Source organism: Clostridium sp. BJN0001 (genome assembly GCF_022869825.1).
In the GTDB taxonomy this organism is placed as follows: domain Bacteria; phylum Bacillota; class Clostridia; order Clostridiales; family Clostridiaceae; genus Clostridium.
On sequence record NZ_CP094971.1, the window covers coordinates 258,398 to 276,370 of the forward strand.

Genomic DNA, 17,973 nt, shown 5'->3' on the forward strand with positions numbered 1-17,973 from the left:
AAAATATAAGAATATCTCATGTTTGGTAGTTACATTAAGTTGGCTAAACTTTCATTTTATAAATATGAAATGGAGGTAATTCGAAATGAATTATGAAAAAATGGCAAAGGAAATTTTAAAGGCAGTAGGCGGAGAAAAAAATATAAATTCTGTAGTTCACTGTTCTACAAGATTAAGATTCACATTGAATTCAGAATCAAAAGCTGATGACAATAAAGTAAAATCAATTAAAGGCGTATTATCGCTTGTAAAAAAAGGTGGACAGTATCAGCTTGTAATTGGAAGTGATGTAGATAAGGTATACAAAGAACTTGCAAATATAACTAATATTGATATGGCAAAAAGTTCAAAAGGGAATGAAAATAAAGAAAAACAAGGAATTGTGAATAGAGTTTTAGCAGTTATTACAGGTTCAATAGCACCTATGATTCCTATACTTGCAGGAGCAGGAATGGGAAAAGTACTTCTTTTAGTACTCAACCTTATTGGAATTTTAGATAAATCTTCACAGACATATATTATGCTTAAACTTATTTTTGATAGTGGATTCTATTTTATGCCTGTATTTGTAGCTTTTTCTGCAGCGAAAATATTTGGATGTAATAGATACCTTGCTGCATTTATATCTCTTTCAATGCTTCATCCAGATTGGACAAAATTAGTTTCTGCTGGGAATGCGGTGTATTTTTTTGGAATAAGTATACCACTTGTAAAATATTCTTCACAGCTTGTTACTGCTCTTTTGCTTGTATGGGTTATGTCTTATATAGAAAAATATGTTTATAAGTATGTTCCTGATATGATAAAGGTATTTATGGCTCCATTGTTAGTTATGCTTATTACTGCACCTTTAGGATTTATGTTAATAGGTCCTGTAGGAAATTATATAGCACAAGTTGTTGCAAATATGGTTTTATTTATACAGCAGCATTTTGGCATCGTTGCAATTCCTATTTTAGCAGCTATATATCCATGGCTTGTATCTATAGGAATGCATAAAGCATTAAGTCCTATATGTGTTATGCTTATAGAACAAAATGGTTACGATCCAGTTACACGTGTTATTGCATTATGCTCTAATATGTCACAGGCAGCAGCTTCACTTGCTGTATCTATAAGAACAAAGAATAAAGAATTTAGACAGATCGCTTTTTCATCAAGTATAACTGCGTTTTTAGGTGGAATTACTGAACCTGCAATGTATGGTGTAACTTTAAAGCTTAAAAAACCTATGTATGCATGTATGATAGGTGGAGCTTTTGGAGGCCTTTTTGCAGGAATAGTACAGTTAAAAGCTTATGTATATGTAACACCAGGTCTTTTAAGTCTTCCAATGTGGGTAAGTGAGGGAAGCAAGGATATTATTTATGCATTAATTACATTAACTATATCGGCAGTAGTAACATTTATAGCAACATTAATAATAGGTTTTGATGATCCTATTTCTGATGACGAAACAGAAGATATAAAGTTAGAAAAATCTGATAATGAAGAAAAACAAATCAAAGAAAATGAAGAAGGACATGTTTTGTATGCACCAGTTGAAGGAAAGACAATTCCATTAAGTGAAGTAAATGATTCTACTTTTTCAAGTGGAATAATGGGAAAAGGAATAGCTGTAATGCCATCATTAGGGAAGGTTTATGCACCTGGAGATGGGGTGGTTGAAGCTTGCTTTAAAACAGGACATGCAATTGCAGTTTCGGTTGAAGGAGTAGAAGTTTTAATACATGTAGGTATTGATACTGTATCTTTAGAAGGAAAGTATTTTAAAAGTTTAGTATCTCAAGGCCAGAAAGTAAAAAAAGGAGATCCTCTTTTAGAATTTGATTTAGATAAGATAAAGAAGGCGGGATATGATGTTACAACAATGATAATTGTTACAAATAGTTCTAATTACGCAGATGTTAAAATAGAAGATAAAGATAATATAAAAAAAGATAATGTGATATTTACAGTAAGATAAGGAGGCTTTAAAGTGATTTATGCAGATTTACATGTTCATACTAATCATAGTGATGGTATATGTGAAATATCAGATGTACTTAAAAGAGCAAAAAATAATGGAATAAAAGCAATAGCAATTACTGATCATGATACAGTGGATCAGTTTGATGATGTTAAGAAAATAGCAGACAAATTAGGAATTGAAGCTGTAAAAGGCGTAGAGATGAGCTGTTATGATTTTGATACTTATAAAAAGGTTCATGTTGTTGGGTTATGGCTTAACAAAGATACAAATAATATAAAAAAGCTTTGTGATAAAACTCTTTCGTGCAGAAATGAATATCATAAGCAGCTTATACAAAAGCTGAAAGAAAAAGGTTACGATATTACATATAACGATGCTAAGAAATTTTCAAAGTACAGTATAGTATTTAAGATGAATATTTTTCAAGCATTAAAAGAAAAATATCCATCTGAAATGACAAAAGAAAGATATCGTGAACTTTTTGCATCAAAGACAAGCAGAGAAACTGATTTAAAAATGGGATACATTGATGTAAAAGATGGAATAAATGCAATAAGAAAAGATGGGGGAGTTTCGATAATTGCTCATCCATGTGAATATGATAATTATAATGAAATAGAGAAATACATATCATATGGTCTTCAAGGAATTGAAATAAACCATTCAAAGATGAAAGAAATAGATTTTAAGAAAACATTAGATTTTGCAGACAGATTTAATCTTTTAAGAAGTGGTGGAAGTGATTTTCATGATCCTACAATAATTCAGTTTGGAAAATTTGGGCTTACAGAAGATCAGTACAATAATCTAAAAGAAAAAGTTATAAAATATAAAGCTCTCAACTAAAACTCTTAATATATAAAAAACTGTCATAATAGAAACTAATATTATGGCAGTTTTTCTATATAGAAAATAATTTAAGAAAATAGTATAATAAAAAGATATATTAATAATGTAAATTTATAAGAAATTGGGGCTATAAAAATGGATAAACTAGCAATACTTGGACCAAAAGGGACGTTCAGCGATTGTGCAGCGAAGGAGTTTTTAAAAGAATGTAATCTTAAGATGAAAAAGATATATTTTTCAAGTATAGATGATGCATTTCATTCAGTAGGAAACGAATGTGAGTATGGAATAATACCTATTGAGAATACTCTAGATGGATTTGTACAAAGAACACTTGATCTGCTTCTTGAAATGGATGTTACAATACTTACAGAAATAAAAATACCAATTAAGTTTTCACTTATGGCTAATGTGAATAAAATAAGTGAGCTTAAAAAGTTATACGTTCAGTTTAAATCAAGTGGACAGTGCAGAAAGTTTACTGATACTTTAAACGGCGTAAGCATTATAACAACAGAGAGCAATATGGAATCATATTATAAGCTTAAAGCAGGGATTGAAGGAGATGGGGCGATAGTTCCTGCACATATTTGTGATTCTGAAATATCATATGTGGATAAAAATGTTACAGATGCAGATGAAAACTATACACGATTTATAATTATAAAAGCTAATAAAGAGTTTAAATGGAGAGAATATGAAGACAAATCAAATATAAAAATTCCTCTTTATATTTTACCAAAGAGTGATAAGCCTGGTATGCTTTTTGAGATATTAAAAGGATTTAGCGATAATCAGATAAATCTTGTCTCAATAATGTCAAGACCTACTAAAAAGCAGATGGGTACATATAATTTTTATATAGAAATTGATACATCTTCAACAAAGTTTGAAAAAATAAAAGCTACAGTAATGGAGCTTAATAAAAAATATAAAATAAAAATTCTTGGAAACTATCAAGTAAAAAATGTTTTATAAGGTAATATATAATTCTAGAAAAATTTTATACTTAAAAGAAGGAAGGATAAAAAAAGTATGAATTATGAAGAAGTTTTAAAAAATGCATCAACATGTATGGGAGATTACTGCAAAGCATGTCCAGAGTGCAATGGAAGAGCCTGCAAAAATCATATGCCAGGTCCTGGTTCAAGAGGAGCAAAAACTACCATAGCTATGAGAAATTATGATGGATGGAAAAATATTTTTGTAAAGCTTGATACTTTAAATGAAATGAAAGATGTAGACACAACTTTAAATATATTTGGAAAGACATTTAAATATCCGATATTTGCAGGTCCTGTTGGAGCTGTAAATCTTCATTATGGAGATAAATATGATGATGTCAAGTATAATGATATATTAGTATCTGCATGTGCAGAAGAAAAAATTGCAGCATTTACAGGAGATGGTACAAACCCTGATGTAATGAAAGCTGCATCAAAAGCTATAAAAAGAAATAACGGAATTGGAATACCAACAATAAAACCATGGAATATTGATGTTATAAAAGAAAAAATGGAACTTGCAAAATGTTCAGGAGCATTTGCTTATGCTATGGATATTGATGCTGCAGGACTTCCATTTCTAAAGAATCTTACTCCAAAAGCAGGAAGTAAGTCAGTAGATGAAATGAAGGAAATAATAAAGCTTTCAAAAGTGCCTTTTATAATTAAGGGAATAATGACAGTAAAAGGAGCTTTAAAAGCAAAAGAAGCTGGAGCAGCAGGAATTATAGTTTCAAACCATGGTGGAAGAGTTTTAGATGGATGTCCTGCAACTGCAGATGTGCTAGAAGATATTGTATCAGCTGTTAAAGATGATTCTTTTAAAATATTTGTAGATGGTGGAATACGTTCAGGCAATGATGTATTTAAAGCTCTTGCAATGGGTGCAGATGCTGTTTTAATTGCAAGACCATTTGTAACTGCTGTCTATGGCGGTGCAGAAGAGGGAGTTAAAGCTTATATTAAAAAAATATCAGCAGAATTAAGAGATACAATGGAAATGTGTGGAGCTTTCAGCTTAGAGGAAATAACTTCTGATATGATTTCACAATATTAATTTTTGATAAATTATAAAATTTGAAAGATGTTGACAAGAAATTAAATAATGATATAATTAGAATAAATTTAATAGTAATCTTCGGGGCAGGGTGAAATTCCCTACCGGTGGTAAAGCCCACGAGCTATTTTTAGCATGATTCGGTGAAATTCCGAGGCCGACAGTAAAGTCTGGATGAAAGAAGATAGAATAAATAGTTTTATTTATGTATATTCTGCTCTGAAATGTTAATCATTTCAGAGCTTTTTTGTAAATAAAAATATTTTTATTTGTGTATTTTATATGCCCTGAATTTTAAATTCAGGGTATTTTTTTATGGAGGTGTAGAAAATTTGGATGATAAATATTATATGAATATGGCACTTGAACTTGCAAAAAAAGGAGTAGGACGTGTAAATCCTAATCCACTTGTTGGAACAGTTATTGTAAAAAACGGAAAAGTTATAGGTAAGGGATACCATGAGAAATATGGAGAGCTTCATGCAGAACGTAATGCAATAAAGAGTCTTACTGAAAGTGCAGAAGGTTCTACAATGTATGTAACACTTGAACCATGCTGCCACTATGGGAAAACACCTCCATGTACAGAGGCTATTTTAGAGAACAAAATAAAAAAAGTAGTAATAGGTTCTGATGATCCAAATGTTTTAGTTAGAGGAAAAGGGATAGCATATATTAAAGCGCATGGGGTAGAAGTTGTAAAAGGAGTAATGAAAGAGGAATGTGATGAAATAAATAAAATCTTTTTCCATTACATAATTAATAAAACTCCATACGTTATGATGAAATATGCAATGACTATGGATGGAAAAATTGCATGTGTAACTGGAGAATCAAAATGGATTTCAGGGGAAGAATCAAGGCTTGATGTGATGAACGACAGAAACAGATTTAAAGCGATAATGGTAGGAGTTAATACTGTTATTAAAGATAATCCAAACCTTACATGCAGACTTTCAGGTGGTGTAAATCCTATACGAATAATCTGTGATACGAATTTAAAAACTCCTCTTAACTGTAATATTTCAGATACTGCAAAAGATATAGAAACAATAATTGCTACATGCTGCATAGATGATAAAAAAATAGAGAAATATAGAAATAAAGGTTTGGAAATTCTTAAAGTTAAAAAGAAGGATGGTCATACTGATTTAAAAGATCTTATGATAAAACTTGGAGAAAAAAAGATAGACAGTTTAATCCTTGAAGGAGGAGCAGAACTTAATTATTCAGCTCTAGAAGCTAAAATTGTAAAAAAAATAAAGGTTTATATTGCACCTAAGATATTTGGTGGAAAAGATGCTAAATCGGCAGTTGCAGGTGAAGGCGTATCTTATCCATCTTGTGCATTTATGTTTTCTAATTCAAAATTTAAGAAAATTGGAGAAGATATTGTAATAGAAAGTGAGGCAAAATCTTGTTTACAGGAATAATAGAAGAAGTAGGAACTATGAAAAAAATAAATAGAAGTTCGTATTTATCGTCAGTTGTGATAAAAGCAGATGAGATTCTTAAAGACATACATATAGGTGACAGTATTGCAGTAAATGGAGTATGTCTTACAGTAATAAAATATGATAATTCCTATTTTGAAGCTGATGTTATGAATGAAACTTTTAAAAGGTCTACTATAAATAGATTAAAAAGCGGTGACAAAGTAAATCTTGAAAGAGCTATGAAAATAGATAGAAGATTTGGAGGTCATATCGTATATGGTCATGTTGATGGAACTGGGATTATTAAGAATATAAAAAAAGATGACAATGCAGTTATTTATACGATACAGGCAGATAAATCAATACTTAAATACATAATAGAAAAAGGATCTGTTGCTATAGATGGAATAAGTCTTACAGTTGTAGATGTTAATGACAAAGAGTTTAAAGTTTCAATTATTCCACACAGCAAGGAAGAGACTACTTTCAAATATAGAAATATAGGAGATAGTGTAAACATTGAAAATGACTGTATAGGAAAATATATTGAAAAATTACTATTTTCTAAGGATAAAGAAAAGGGACTTACAGAAGGATTTTTAAAAAAATTTGGATACTAGGAGGATTGATTATGTTTGAATATAACACAATTGAAGATACTATTAATGATTTAAAAGCTGGAAAACTTATAATGGTTACAGATGATCAGGATAGGGAAAATGAAGGAGATTTAATCTGCGCAGCAGAATTTGCGACTACATATAATGTTAATTTTATGGCTAAATATGCAAAAGGACTTATATGTATGCCTATGGGAGATGAGCTTGCTAAAAAGCTTAATTTAGATCAGATGGTTTCAAATAATACTGATAATCATGAAACTGCATTTACGGTTTCAATTGATTATAAAGATACAACAACAGGAATTTCAGCAGTTGAAAGAGGACTTACCGCTAGAAAATGTGTAGAAGATAACATAAAACCTGAAGATTTTAGAAGACCTGGTCACATGTTTCCTCTTAAAGCAAAGAAATTTGGAGTTTTAGAGAGAAATGGTCACACAGAGGCAACAGTTGATATGATGCGTATTGCAAATCTTAAGGAATGTGGTTTATGCTGTGAGATTATGAATGAAGACGGAAGCATGATGAGAAAAGACGATCTTATTGAATTTGCAAAGAAGTGGAATATTAAATTTACAACAATAAAAATGTTGCAGGATTATAGAAAGAAACATGAAAAATTCGTTGAGTGTACTTCTATAAGTGAGCTTCCAACTAAATATGGTTATTTTAAAGCACACTGTTATGTAAATATAATGACAGGAGAACATCATGTAGCACTTGTTAAAGGTGATATTAAAGATGGAAAAGATGTTTTATGTAGAGTACATTCTGAATGCCTTACAGGAGATGTGTTTGGCTCTTTAAGATGTGACTGTGGAGAGCAACTTAAAAGTTCAATGATAAAAATAGAAGAGGAAGGAAGAGGAATTCTTCTTTATATGAGACAGGAAGGAAGAGGCATTGGTCTTGTAAATAAACTTAAAGCATATGCACTTCAAGATAAGGGCATGGATACTGTTGAGGCTAATGAAGCACTAGGATTTAAAGCAGATCTTCGTGAATATTATATTGGAGCTCAAATATTAGAAGATATGGGTGTAAAGACAATAAAACTTCTTACAAATAACCCAGATAAAATATATCAGCTTTCAGATTTTGGAATGGAAATAGTTAAAAGAGTTCCTATAGAAATGAAACCTGAAAAGTATGATTCATTCTATTTGGAAACTAAAAAAAATAAAATGGGACACATGTTAAATTATTAATAAATAAGGAAAGAGGAGAAATAAAAATGAATATATTTGAAGGAAAATTAGTAGCTAAGGAAATAAAAATAGGAATAGTTGTTGCACGTTTTAATGAGTTTATCACATCTAAATTATTATCTGGTGCAGTTGATGGATTAAAGCGTCATAATGTTTTAGATGATTCAATTGATGTTGCATGGGTGCCTGGAGCATTTGAAATTCCTCTTATAGCATCAAAAATGGCAAAAAGTAAAAAATATGATGCAGTAATCTGTCTTGGCGCAGTAATAAGAGGAACTACAAGCCATTATGATTATGTATGCAGCGAAGTTTCAAAAGGAATAGCATCAGTATCTCTTAGCTCAGATATACCAGTTATGTTCGGAGTTTTAACAACTGATAATATAGAGCAGGCTATTGAAAGAGCTGGAAGTAAAGCTGGAAATAAGGGCTTTGAATGTGCAGAAGGTGCAATTGAGATGGTAAATCTTATAAACGAAATCAAATAATTACGACAAAATCATACATTATATAACATATAAGTATTTGTGTCATATACTCCAATGTTAAAACTACGTAAAATAATTATTAAAAAGGTTAACATTGTGTTAAAAATAATGTAAACTTAAATACGATAGAAAAATAAATATGCAAAGGAGAAAATGCATTGAATACTATTACGGTAATTGTCAAATTAATGGGTGGACTGGGGCTATTTATTTATGGTATGAAGTTAATGGGTGACGGTTTAGAGAATGCAGCAGGAGAAGGATTAAAAAATATCCTTGAAAAGGTAACCAAGAACAGAGTAATGGGCGTATTTATAGGAGCTGTAGTTACAGCAGTAATACAAAGTAGTAGTGCAACCACTGTAATGGTTGTTGGATTTGTTAATGCTGGACTTATGAGTCTTGCACAGGCAGCTGGTGTAATTATGGGGGCTAATATAGGTACTACTATTACAGCACAGCTTGTTGCATTTAAACTTGATGAAATAGCTCCATTATTTGTTTTTGCTGGAGCTATACTCGTAATGTTTGCAAAAGCGAAAAGAAGAAGAGAAATAGGAAACATAATACTTGGATTTGGTATATTATTTACAGGAATGGGACTTATGAGTACTTCTTTAGCACCTATTGCAAAATCTCCATTATTTGCAAATATACTTGTAGCAATTGGAGATAATTGGTTTATAGGAGTAATTGCAGGAAGCGCAATTACAGCAATACTTCAAAGCTCATCAGCAACTACTGGTATACTTATAGCACTTGCAACTACTGGAACTATAGATATACATCTTGCACTTCCTATAGTATTTGGATGTAATATAGGGACATGTATAACTGCAATTCTTGCAAGTATTGGAACAAATAAGACAGCACATAAAGCAGCACTTCTTCATTTAGTATTTAACATTACAGGAACATTAATATTTCTTCCGTTTTTGGGACTTTTAGCAGAATTTGTACAAAAGTTAAGTCCTGGAGAAGTAAGCAGACAGATTGCAAATGCACATACAGTTTTCAATGTCGCTAATACATTCATACTTTTACCATTTACAAAATATATTATTGTATTTGTAAATAAGATAATTCCATGTGAAGATAAGATTGAAAAACATGGACCGAAGTACATAGATGATAGACTTTTAGAAACTCCAGTAATAGCAGCTGGACAAGTTATCAAAGAAACAATAAGAATGGCAAATAAGGCTAAGAAGAATGTTGAACTTGCCATGAAAGGTTTTGTTGAATGTGATGAAAAATGTATAGGTGATGTTTACGAAAATGAAAAAATCATAAACATATTAGAAGAAAAGATAACAACTTATCTTGTAAAACTTGCAAAGTGTGAATTATCAGCTAAAGAAAAAGGAATAGTAGCATCTACATTTCATATAATAATAGATATTGAAAGAATAGGTGATCATGCTGAGAATATAGTTGATCTTGCAACTGAAAAGATAAATAAAAATTTAAAGTATAGTGAAGATGCAATAGATGAATTATATGAATTATATAATTCTACAATGAAAGCCGTAGACATAGCGATAGAAAGTTATGTAAAGAGAGATGTTAACGAAGCAAAAAGTATTGAAGAGATAGAAGAAAAAATTGACAAGTATCAGAAATTATATAGAGATAAACATATACAAAGACTTTACGATGGAAAATGTAATGCGTTTGCAGGAGCTATATATTTAGACATTATAAGTACATTCGAAAGAATAGGAGACCACGCCACTAATATAGCTGAAAGCGTAATTGAAAATTATGTAAAGTAATAAAATAGCGAATAAAATATAAATACATGATGCATAATATTAATATGTTTGATTAAAAGACAGGAGGAAATCATTTATGAGAACAAAAAGAATATTAAAGGTGTTATGTATTTTTTTTATACTTCTTTTTATATACCCATTTAATGGCAAATATGTTTTAGCTGAGAATACAGAAAGTAAAAAGATAATACTTGTTGATCCAGGACATGGTGGAATAGATAGCGGTGCGAAATCTAAAAGTGGAACACTAGAGAAAGATATAAATCTTCAGATATCTTTAAAGCTTGGTGAAAAGCTTAAAGAAGAAGGTTATGAGGTGGTTTTTACACGAGAAGATGATTCCGAAATAAGTAGAAAGAAAGCAAAAGATTTAAAAGCAAGATGTGATATGAAACAAGATAAAAAATGTGATGCTTTTATATCAATTCATCAAAATACATTTCCACAGGAAAGTTGTTTTGGAGCACAGGTTTGGTATGCAGATAATGATTCCAGTAGAAATTTTGCAGAGCTTGCACAGAATTCTTTAAAGGAAAATATAAATGATGGGAATAAGAGAGTAGCAAAGCCTGCTAAAGATCAATATAAAATTTTAAGAGATAGTTATAGTGGTCCATCAATTTTAGTCGAGTGTGGATTCTTATCAAATAATAAAGAGGAAAAAATGCTTAAGACTGATGAGCATCAAAATGATATTGTAGATGCTATTGTTAAAGCTGTAAATGAATATTTTAGTGAGAAATGATAGTTAAACTTTTATAGATAATACAGGGGGCTTTTACATATTTATAGGAATACTTTTTTCTTCTTTTAAAATACTTTTCAAGAGGAATTATATTTTTTAAAAGCCCCCTGTGAAGACATAAATGTTGTTAAAATTTTTAGGAGAGTTTATTATTATGTTTGAGTTACTGTATAGGCAGATGTACTGTTTTAAAAAAATTTAATATTCGTGATATCGTTTACCACAGCTTATAAATTTCATACAATATATCTGTCTACTATATAATATATTATCTGTTTTCGTAAAATATGAATATTTATTATAAATTTTATAATTAGTATTAGCATTTACTGAATTTGTATCAGAATCTTCAAATGGATTAACTTCAATACTATTTCTAGGAGTAATATTATTTCGTGAAACAGTATTTTTTACGAAAAGATAAACATCATATATGATAAATAAAATAAGAATTATTGATATTAATAATATTATTATATTAACAATATTGCTGATTTTTTTTACATTCATAAAATATATCCTTTAAAATAGAAAGTACTTATAATAAACTTATTATAATAAATAAAAAATATTCCTTTTAAGAAGTTACGCTTGTAAAAATTTATAAGAATTAAACTAATAATTAATAAAAAGGAGATATGGGTATGAGAGAATTAAGTGTAGAGAAAATAACAGAAGCAGTTAAAAATTTGGCAATTGAATCCAATTATTATTTAAGTGATGATGTAAAAAATGCACTTAATAAATTTAAGGATGAAGAAACATGGGATATAGGAAAAGATGTTTTAGGAAAAATAATAGAAAATTCTAAAATAGCATCAGATGAGAAGATGCCTATCTGTCAGGACACAGGAATGTCCTGTGTTTTTTTAGAAATAGGACAAGATGTGCATTTAGTTGAAGGAAGTATTAAAGATGCTATAAATGAAGGAGTACGAGAAGGATATAAAGAAGGATATTTAAGAAAATCAGTTGTAAAAGATCCGATAAGAAGAGAAAATACAAATGATAATACTCCAGCAGTAATTTATTATGATATTGTGTGTGGAGATAAAGTTAAGATAACTTTTGTACCTAAGGGCTTTGGCTCAGAGAATATGAGTAAAATAAAAATGCTTAAACCGTCTGATGGAATAGAAGGAGTTAAAAATTTTATAATAAATACAATAAAAGAAGCAGGTCCTAATCCATGTCCACCAATGGTTGTTGGAGTAGGTATAGGCGGAACTTTTGATAAAGCAGCTTTTTTAGCTAAGAAGGCACTTATAAGACCAGTTAATCAAAAAAATGAAGATGAATTTTATAAAAATTTAGAAATTGAACTTTTAGATACGATAAATAAACTTGGGATAGGACCTCAAGGGTTTGGAGGAAGAACTACAGCGATAGGTCTTAATATAGAGACTTTTCCTACGCATATAGCAGGACTCCCTGTTGCTGTAAATATAAGCTGCCATGCAACAAGACATAAAATGGTTATTCTTTAAAGGGGGAAGAGAGATGGAGATAAAATTAAAAACACCACTTACAGCCGAAAAGCTAAAAGATTTAAAAGCTGGAGATAGTGTATTATTAAGTGGGATAATTTACACAGCAAGAGATGCAGCACATAAAAGATTAATTGATCTTCTTAATGAAGGGAAAGAACTTCCTTTTAAAATAAAAGATGAAACTATATATTATGTAGGACCAAGTCCTGCAAAGCCAGGAAAAGTAATAGGATCAGCAGGGCCTACAACTAGTTATAGAATGGACGCATATGCTCCAAGACTTCTTGATTTGGGATTAAAAGCAATGATAGGCAAAGGAAAGAGAAATAAAGAAGTAATAGATGCGATAGTTAGAAATAAAGCAGTATATTTTGGAGCGATAGGTGGCGCTGCAGCATTAATTGGGAAAAGTATTGTAAAATCTGACATAATTGCTTATGAAGATTTAGGCGCTGAAGCAATAAGAAGACTTGAAGTAAAAGATATGCCTGTTGTTGTGATAATAGACTCTAAAGGCAATAATTTATATGAGATAGGAAAGAAGAAATATCTTGAATCTTTATAATTGATAATTAAGAACTTATAGCCCCCCTAATTAGATTGGACAATATTAATTAAAATAATTAATATATAAATATGATAATTAGGAGGTCTTTTTATATGGAGAAAATTAAATTTAGAAGAACATTTACAGAGGAAGAAAGAGTTAAATTTGTTACTGAAGTTTTAGAGTCTGGAAGCAATATACTTATTGCTAAAAAATATGATATTAATGCTGTACAATTAAGCTATTGGGTAAATAATTACCGTAGATATAGGCAAACACTAGAACCAAAAGAACCAAAAGATACAAAATTGATACCTAATTATAAGCGCGAATATAAAAAAGCTCAGGAAAAAATTGAGGAGCAAAAACTAAAAATAGCTATTCTTGAAGATCTTCTAAAAAAAAACAAATAACACTAGAATATAAAATTTTAAGTGCCCACAAATGGATTAAACTTGGATATAAAGTAACAATAGTACTTAAAATATTACGGATTTCTAGATCCACATATTATTCAAAACAGAAATATATTGTTAAAAGAAGCTACGCTAACGTAGGTAGAAAGGTCCCTGGATACAGTTTAACATTCGATAATATCAAAATATCTGATATAACTATTCAAAAGTATATAACAGAAATTAGAAGTAAGAAAACATCGCGAAAATATGGATATAAAAAAGTTACCGGTGAGTTAAGATTTAGAAAGAAGTACAATTTAAAAATTAATAAGAAGAAAGTTAGAAGACTAATGAAAAATTTAAATTTATTAGGAAACTACTATAAAAGGCAGAAAAGAAGAATGTCACGTACCTGCGAAAGCAGAAAAGTTACAGCTTCTAATCAATTATGGCAAATGGATATCAAATATGCATTTATTGCTGGTAATAAGAAAACAGCCTATATAACTTCAATAATCGATGTTTTTGATAGAGAAATAGTGGCATATTCAATTGACCTATCTGCTACAGGTTCTGTTGCTAAAAAAGTTATGTTAGAAGCTCTATATAACAGAGGCTTAAACTATGATAAAAATAAAACAGTAGTACTTCGTACCGATAACGGCAGTCAATTTATTAGTGGAGTTTTTGAGAAAGGATGCCTTGATGAAGGTGTTCTTCATGAAAGAATTCCAGTACACAGTCCAAATTATAATGCATTCATAGAATCATATCATAGATATCTTCAAGATGAATGCCTTACCGGAATGATATATTGGAATTTAGATCACATAAAAAATGATGTAGGTGATTTTGTTTATAGATATAATCATGAGAGAATACATTCATCTATTGGATATATTCCTCCTCATGATTACTATCTAATGAAATTAGCAGCATAATTACAGAATATTAAGAACTAACGAGTATTAACTTAATATTGTCCATTTAACGGGGAGCCCTCCGAGGTGGAAATTCAATCTAATTGACAATGGACAATTTAGGTGGAAATTCCTACGGAATTTCATTATATGTTTTTTGCGATTCTCGCAAAAAAATAAAGCTTTCGCCTGAAGCGAAAGCTAAATCAATTCTATGTTTCTGCGTTAAAGCAGAAACTTCCACAATTGTCAATTGTCAATTTTTACATTAATTTAGGTTTCTGTGATTTTGAGCAGAAACATCCCCATTTGTCATTTGTGCTTTGTCCTTTGATATTTGATATGTCATTTAATTATTAATTGAGTTAATCATTTTCTTAAATTCATCTAGTTTCATATAAGAGTTCATATAAATTCTATTTAAAGTGTATTTATTATATGTAGAATCAATAATGCCTCTTTTGCATGTAAAACCTAATGAATATCCAGCCTCTTTTGCTGCTTTTATTGTGTTTTCATCATAATCGCCAAATGGATAAGCAATTGATGTTATTTTCTTTCCTAAAGTTTTTTCTAATATTTCTTTTGACTCTTTAAGCTCTAAAAGCTGTTTTTCATATGAAAGTTTACTTAAATGGCAATGTGTTTTTGTATGAGATTCAATATCTATTCCAAAGCTACTCATTTCTTTTAACTTATCTTTACTTAAGTAATATGAATCTTTAAGACCATCTGTAATATAAAAAATGGTTGCTTTCATATTAAGAGATTTAAGAGATGGAAAAGCATATGTATAATTATCCATATATCCATCATCAAATGTTATCATAATAGTTTTTTTAGGAAGAGGTTTTTTATTTTCTATATAGTCATAGAAATCGGAAGCCGTTATAGCTGAAAAACCAGAATCCTTTATAAATTGAAGTTCACTTTTTAAAAGATCAGGAGGAATTGTAAGCTCATTTTTCCATGATGGATTTACAGAGTGATAATATAAAACAGGGATTTTAATATTATCCATTTTAGTCGATGATAAAGCTTTTTTTGAAAAGAACATGAAAACAGATAATATTATTACTAATAAAATAATAAAAAAAGTTTTGAGTTTTGGAAATCTAGTCATAAAAATGTCTCCTTTATTATACTTGACTCATTGTGTTAAAAAAGATATTCTAAAAAGCAGGTGATACTAATGAAAAAAATAAATATGAAAAAAATAAAAAAAGTAATTCTTATAGTCCTTCTTATTTTGTGCATTATTATTATTTTTTATGAGAAATACAAAACAGATAATAATAATCAATTAATAGAGAAAGTAAAAATTGAAAAAAATATTGAACCTGAAATAACTGATGCGAATTAATTTTATAAATTTATAAAGATGGAGGCCTGCAAAATGTATAATGTTTTAGTTGTTGATGACGAAAAAGAGATAAGAGATGCGATAGAGATATATTTAAGAGGAGAAAATTTAAAAGTATATAAGGCAGAAGATGGCCTTCAGGCACTTGATATATTGGAAGAAAAGACAATTCATCTTATTCTTCTTGATATAATGATGCCTAAATTAGATGGTATAAAAACATGTCTTAAGATAAGAGAAAAGAAAAATATGCCTATAATAATGCTTTCTGCTAAAAGCGAAGATACAGATAAGATATTAGGTCTTAATGTTGGAGCTGATGATTATATAACTAAGCCTTTTAATCATCTTGAACTTCTTGCAAGAGTAAAATCTCAGCTTAGAAGATATCAAAAACCTCTTGATATAAAAGAAGGCGATGAAATAATAAAGGTTAAAGATCTTAGTATAGATACAGCTGCTAAAAAAGTTACAGTACGTGGTGAGGAGATAAAAGTTACAGCTACAGAATATAAAATTCTGTTTCTTTTAGCATCAAACCTTGGACGAGTGTTTTCTATAAAGGAAATATATGAGAATGTGTGGGAAGAACCTTTTTATAGAAGTGAAAATACGGTAACTGTCCACATAAGAAGAATAAGAGAGAAGATAGAGATTAATACGAAAGAACCTGAGTATATAAAGGTGGTGTGGGGAATTGGGTATAAAATTGAAAAAGAAGATTAAAAATTATATATCAGGCATATATCTTATAGATATATTAATATTATTTTTAATATTTAATGAGATAGTAGCACATGTTGCAGACTCATTTGAGATAAAGAAAATCCCTGAGAATTTTACATTTTTAGATGCTTTAATAATACTTGTCATATTTTCTTTATATATTGCAAAGTTTATCTATGTTTTTAAATATTCTAAAAAGAAGAATAAAATAAGGTCAAGACTTATTAAAAATTTTATATTTATATTTAAAAATGGATTCAAATATAAGGAAACAAAAAGGACACTTATTATTTCAATTACAATTGCAATTTTTGTTCTTATATCATATCTTTATTTTCTGGCAACAGGCGGCAGGGAAAACAATATATTTGTTAAGTTATTTAAAATGTATCCATTTAAGGGTAGTATACTCATGCTTGCTGTTATTATTATAAGTATACTATATGGACTTAAAAAAACACTCGATATAGTTGTTGTAAATAGTGGACTTAAAAAATTTACAGAGGGAGATTTGAATGCAAATATAAATCTTCAAGGTTCTCCTGCTGTAAATGAGCTTATAAAAAATATAAACCTTATACAAAAAGGATATAAAGAGACTCTTCATGAGGGAGTAAAAAATGAAAAGCTTAAGACTGAACTTATATCAAATGTTTCCCATGATTTAAAAACACCTTTAACATCAATAATAAATTATGTAAACATTTTAAAAAATGAAGATATAACAGATGAAGAAAAAAAAGAATATCTTGCGATATTAGACAAAAAATCATTAAGGCTAAAATCTCTTATAGAAGACCTTTTTGAAATGTCTAAGATAAATAGCGGAAAGATGAAACTTGATCTAGTGAAGATTGATATACTGTCTCTTATTCATCAGGGGATTGGAGAATATAGTAATCTTTATCCTGAAAAAAATATAAAATTTAAAGTTAATTCTAAAGATGAGAGCATATTTATGAAATTAGATGGCAGACTAATGTCAAGAACTATAGAAAATATCATAATAAATGCACTCAAATATTCACTTAATAATACAAGAGTTTATATTGATGTAAAAGATCATGAAAAATATGTTGAAATATCATTTAAAAATGTATCTCAGTATGAGATGGATTTTGAAGGAAATGAAATGTTTGAAAGATTTGCAAGAGGAGATAAATCAAGAAACTCAAAAGTTGAAGGATCAGGTCTTGGACTTGCAATTATAAAAAGTATAATAGAACTTCATAAAGGGACAGTTCATATAAGAACCGAAGGCGATATGTTTAAAATATATATTATACTACCAAAAAACAAAGAAAAAGAAAAAGAGTCAAAATGAAAATGCTGTAAAAATTGATTTTTTAGAAGAAAAGTTTGTAATTTG

The 17,973-nt window shown here is 29.4% G+C and carries 19 protein-coding genes and 1 riboswitch; of the genes, 17 read left to right on the forward strand and 2 right to left on the reverse strand.

Features of this window, described 5'->3' with window-relative positions:
* Positions 1-85: 85 nt before the first annotated feature.
* The 10 genes from MTX53_RS01330 (at position 86) to MTX53_RS01375 (ending at position 11,160) form a co-directional block, all read left to right on the forward strand.
* Complete coding sequence (locus MTX53_RS01330; protein WP_244834394.1) at positions 86-1,966, forward strand: beta-glucoside-specific PTS transporter subunit IIABC; 1,881 nt, start codon at positions 86-88, stop codon at positions 1,964-1,966.
* Between the two features lie 12 nt (positions 1,967-1,978).
* Positions 1,979-2,818 (forward strand): PHP domain-containing protein, encoded by an 840-nt coding sequence (locus MTX53_RS01335; RefSeq protein ID WP_244834395.1) that lies wholly within the window; start codon positions 1,979-1,981, stop codon positions 2,816-2,818.
* 138 nt (positions 2,819-2,956) lie between these two features.
* Complete coding sequence (locus MTX53_RS01340; RefSeq protein WP_244834396.1) at positions 2,957-3,799, forward strand: prephenate dehydratase domain-containing protein; 843 nt, start codon at positions 2,957-2,959, stop codon at positions 3,797-3,799.
* A gap of 57 nt (positions 3,800-3,856) precedes the next feature.
* A complete protein-coding gene (locus tag MTX53_RS01345; protein ID WP_244834397.1) occupies positions 3,857-4,882 on the forward strand; it encodes an alpha-hydroxy-acid oxidizing protein in 1,026 nt (341 codons plus the stop codon).
* A 73-nt stretch (positions 4,883-4,955) separates the two neighbouring features.
* Positions 4,956-5,072, forward strand: a riboswitch (FMN riboswitch).
* A 142-nt stretch (positions 5,073-5,214) separates the two neighbouring features.
* Positions 5,215-6,315, forward strand: a complete 1,101-nt coding sequence (gene ribD / locus MTX53_RS01350; protein ID WP_244834398.1) for a bifunctional diaminohydroxyphosphoribosylaminopyrimidine deaminase/5-amino-6-(5-phosphoribosylamino)uracil reductase RibD — start codon at positions 5,215-5,217, stop codon at positions 6,313-6,315.
* Positions 6,300-6,938, forward strand: coding sequence for a riboflavin synthase (ribE, locus tag MTX53_RS01355; protein ID WP_244834399.1), 639 nt, complete (start codon positions 6,300-6,302; stop codon positions 6,936-6,938). The genes ribD and ribE (MTX53_RS01355) overlap by 16 nt, the downstream gene beginning before the upstream one ends.
* Before the next feature lie 11 nt (positions 6,939-6,949).
* Positions 6,950-8,149 (forward strand): bifunctional 3,4-dihydroxy-2-butanone-4-phosphate synthase/GTP cyclohydrolase II, encoded by a 1,200-nt coding sequence (locus MTX53_RS01360; RefSeq protein WP_244834400.1) that lies wholly within the window; start codon positions 6,950-6,952, stop codon positions 8,147-8,149.
* Positions 8,150-8,175: 26 nt separating this feature from the next.
* Entirely contained in the window at positions 8,176-8,640 is a 465-nt protein-coding gene (ribE, locus tag MTX53_RS01365; RefSeq protein WP_244834401.1) for a 6,7-dimethyl-8-ribityllumazine synthase, read from the forward strand.
* A 158-nt stretch (positions 8,641-8,798) separates the two neighbouring features.
* Positions 8,799-10,415 carry a Na/Pi cotransporter family protein gene (locus tag MTX53_RS01370; protein ID WP_244834402.1) on the forward strand — a complete coding sequence of 539 codons (1,617 nt, stop codon included), beginning with the start codon at positions 8,799-8,801 and terminating at the stop codon, positions 10,413-10,415.
* A 76-nt stretch (positions 10,416-10,491) separates the two neighbouring features.
* On the forward strand, positions 10,492-11,160 hold the full coding sequence (locus MTX53_RS01375; RefSeq protein ID WP_244834403.1) for an N-acetylmuramoyl-L-alanine amidase: 669 nt from the start codon (positions 10,492-10,494) through the stop codon (positions 11,158-11,160).
* A gap of 198 nt (positions 11,161-11,358) precedes the next feature.
* On the opposite strand, the gene MTX53_RS01380 is transcribed toward MTX53_RS01375, so the two are convergent.
* Positions 11,359-11,670 carry a hypothetical protein gene (locus tag MTX53_RS01380; protein ID WP_244834404.1) on the reverse strand — a complete coding sequence of 104 codons (312 nt, stop codon included), beginning with the start codon at positions 11,668-11,670 and terminating at the stop codon, positions 11,359-11,361.
* A 134-nt stretch (positions 11,671-11,804) separates the two neighbouring features.
* Here MTX53_RS01380 and MTX53_RS01385 point away from each other — a divergent pair, with 134 nt between their 5' ends.
* The 4 genes from MTX53_RS01385 (at position 11,805) to MTX53_RS01400 (ending at position 14,536) form a co-directional block, all read left to right on the forward strand.
* Positions 11,805-12,647, forward strand: a complete 843-nt coding sequence (locus MTX53_RS01385) for a fumarate hydratase (RefSeq protein WP_244834405.1) — start codon at positions 11,805-11,807, stop codon at positions 12,645-12,647.
* 13 nt (positions 12,648-12,660) lie between these two features.
* Positions 12,661-13,215 (forward strand): Fe-S-containing hydro-lyase, encoded by a 555-nt coding sequence (locus MTX53_RS01390; RefSeq protein WP_244834406.1) that lies wholly within the window; start codon positions 12,661-12,663, stop codon positions 13,213-13,215.
* A 95-nt stretch (positions 13,216-13,310) separates the two neighbouring features.
* A complete protein-coding gene (locus tag MTX53_RS01395; protein ID WP_244833332.1) occupies positions 13,311-13,610 on the forward strand; it encodes a transposase in 300 nt (99 codons plus the stop codon).
* Positions 13,611-13,690: 80 nt separating this feature from the next.
* Positions 13,691-14,536, forward strand: a complete 846-nt coding sequence (locus tag MTX53_RS01400; protein WP_244835438.1) for an IS3 family transposase — start codon at positions 13,691-13,693, stop codon at positions 14,534-14,536.
* A 328-nt stretch (positions 14,537-14,864) separates the two neighbouring features.
* Here MTX53_RS01400 and MTX53_RS01405 read toward each other — a convergent pair whose 3' ends face one another.
* Complete coding sequence (locus tag MTX53_RS01405; RefSeq protein WP_244834407.1) at positions 14,865-15,638, reverse strand: polysaccharide deacetylase family protein; 774 nt, start codon at positions 15,636-15,638, stop codon at positions 14,865-14,867.
* A 69-nt stretch (positions 15,639-15,707) separates the two neighbouring features.
* Here MTX53_RS01405 and MTX53_RS01410 point away from each other — a divergent pair, with 69 nt between their 5' ends.
* From MTX53_RS01410 to MTX53_RS01420, 3 genes are read left to right on the forward strand one after another with little or no spacing between them, the layout of a single operon-like run.
* Positions 15,708-15,878 (forward strand): hypothetical protein, encoded by a 171-nt coding sequence (locus MTX53_RS01410; protein ID WP_244834408.1) that lies wholly within the window; start codon positions 15,708-15,710, stop codon positions 15,876-15,878.
* Positions 15,879-15,911: 33 nt separating this feature from the next.
* A complete protein-coding gene (locus MTX53_RS01415) occupies positions 15,912-16,604 on the forward strand; it encodes a response regulator transcription factor (protein WP_244834409.1) in 693 nt (230 codons plus the stop codon).
* Positions 16,588-17,928 carry a HAMP domain-containing sensor histidine kinase gene (locus MTX53_RS01420; RefSeq protein ID WP_348521790.1) on the forward strand — a complete coding sequence of 447 codons (1,341 nt, stop codon included), beginning with the start codon at positions 16,588-16,590 and terminating at the stop codon, positions 17,926-17,928. Before MTX53_RS01415 ends, MTX53_RS01420 begins: the two co-directional genes overlap by 17 nt.
* Positions 17,929-17,973 lie beyond the last annotated feature (45 nt).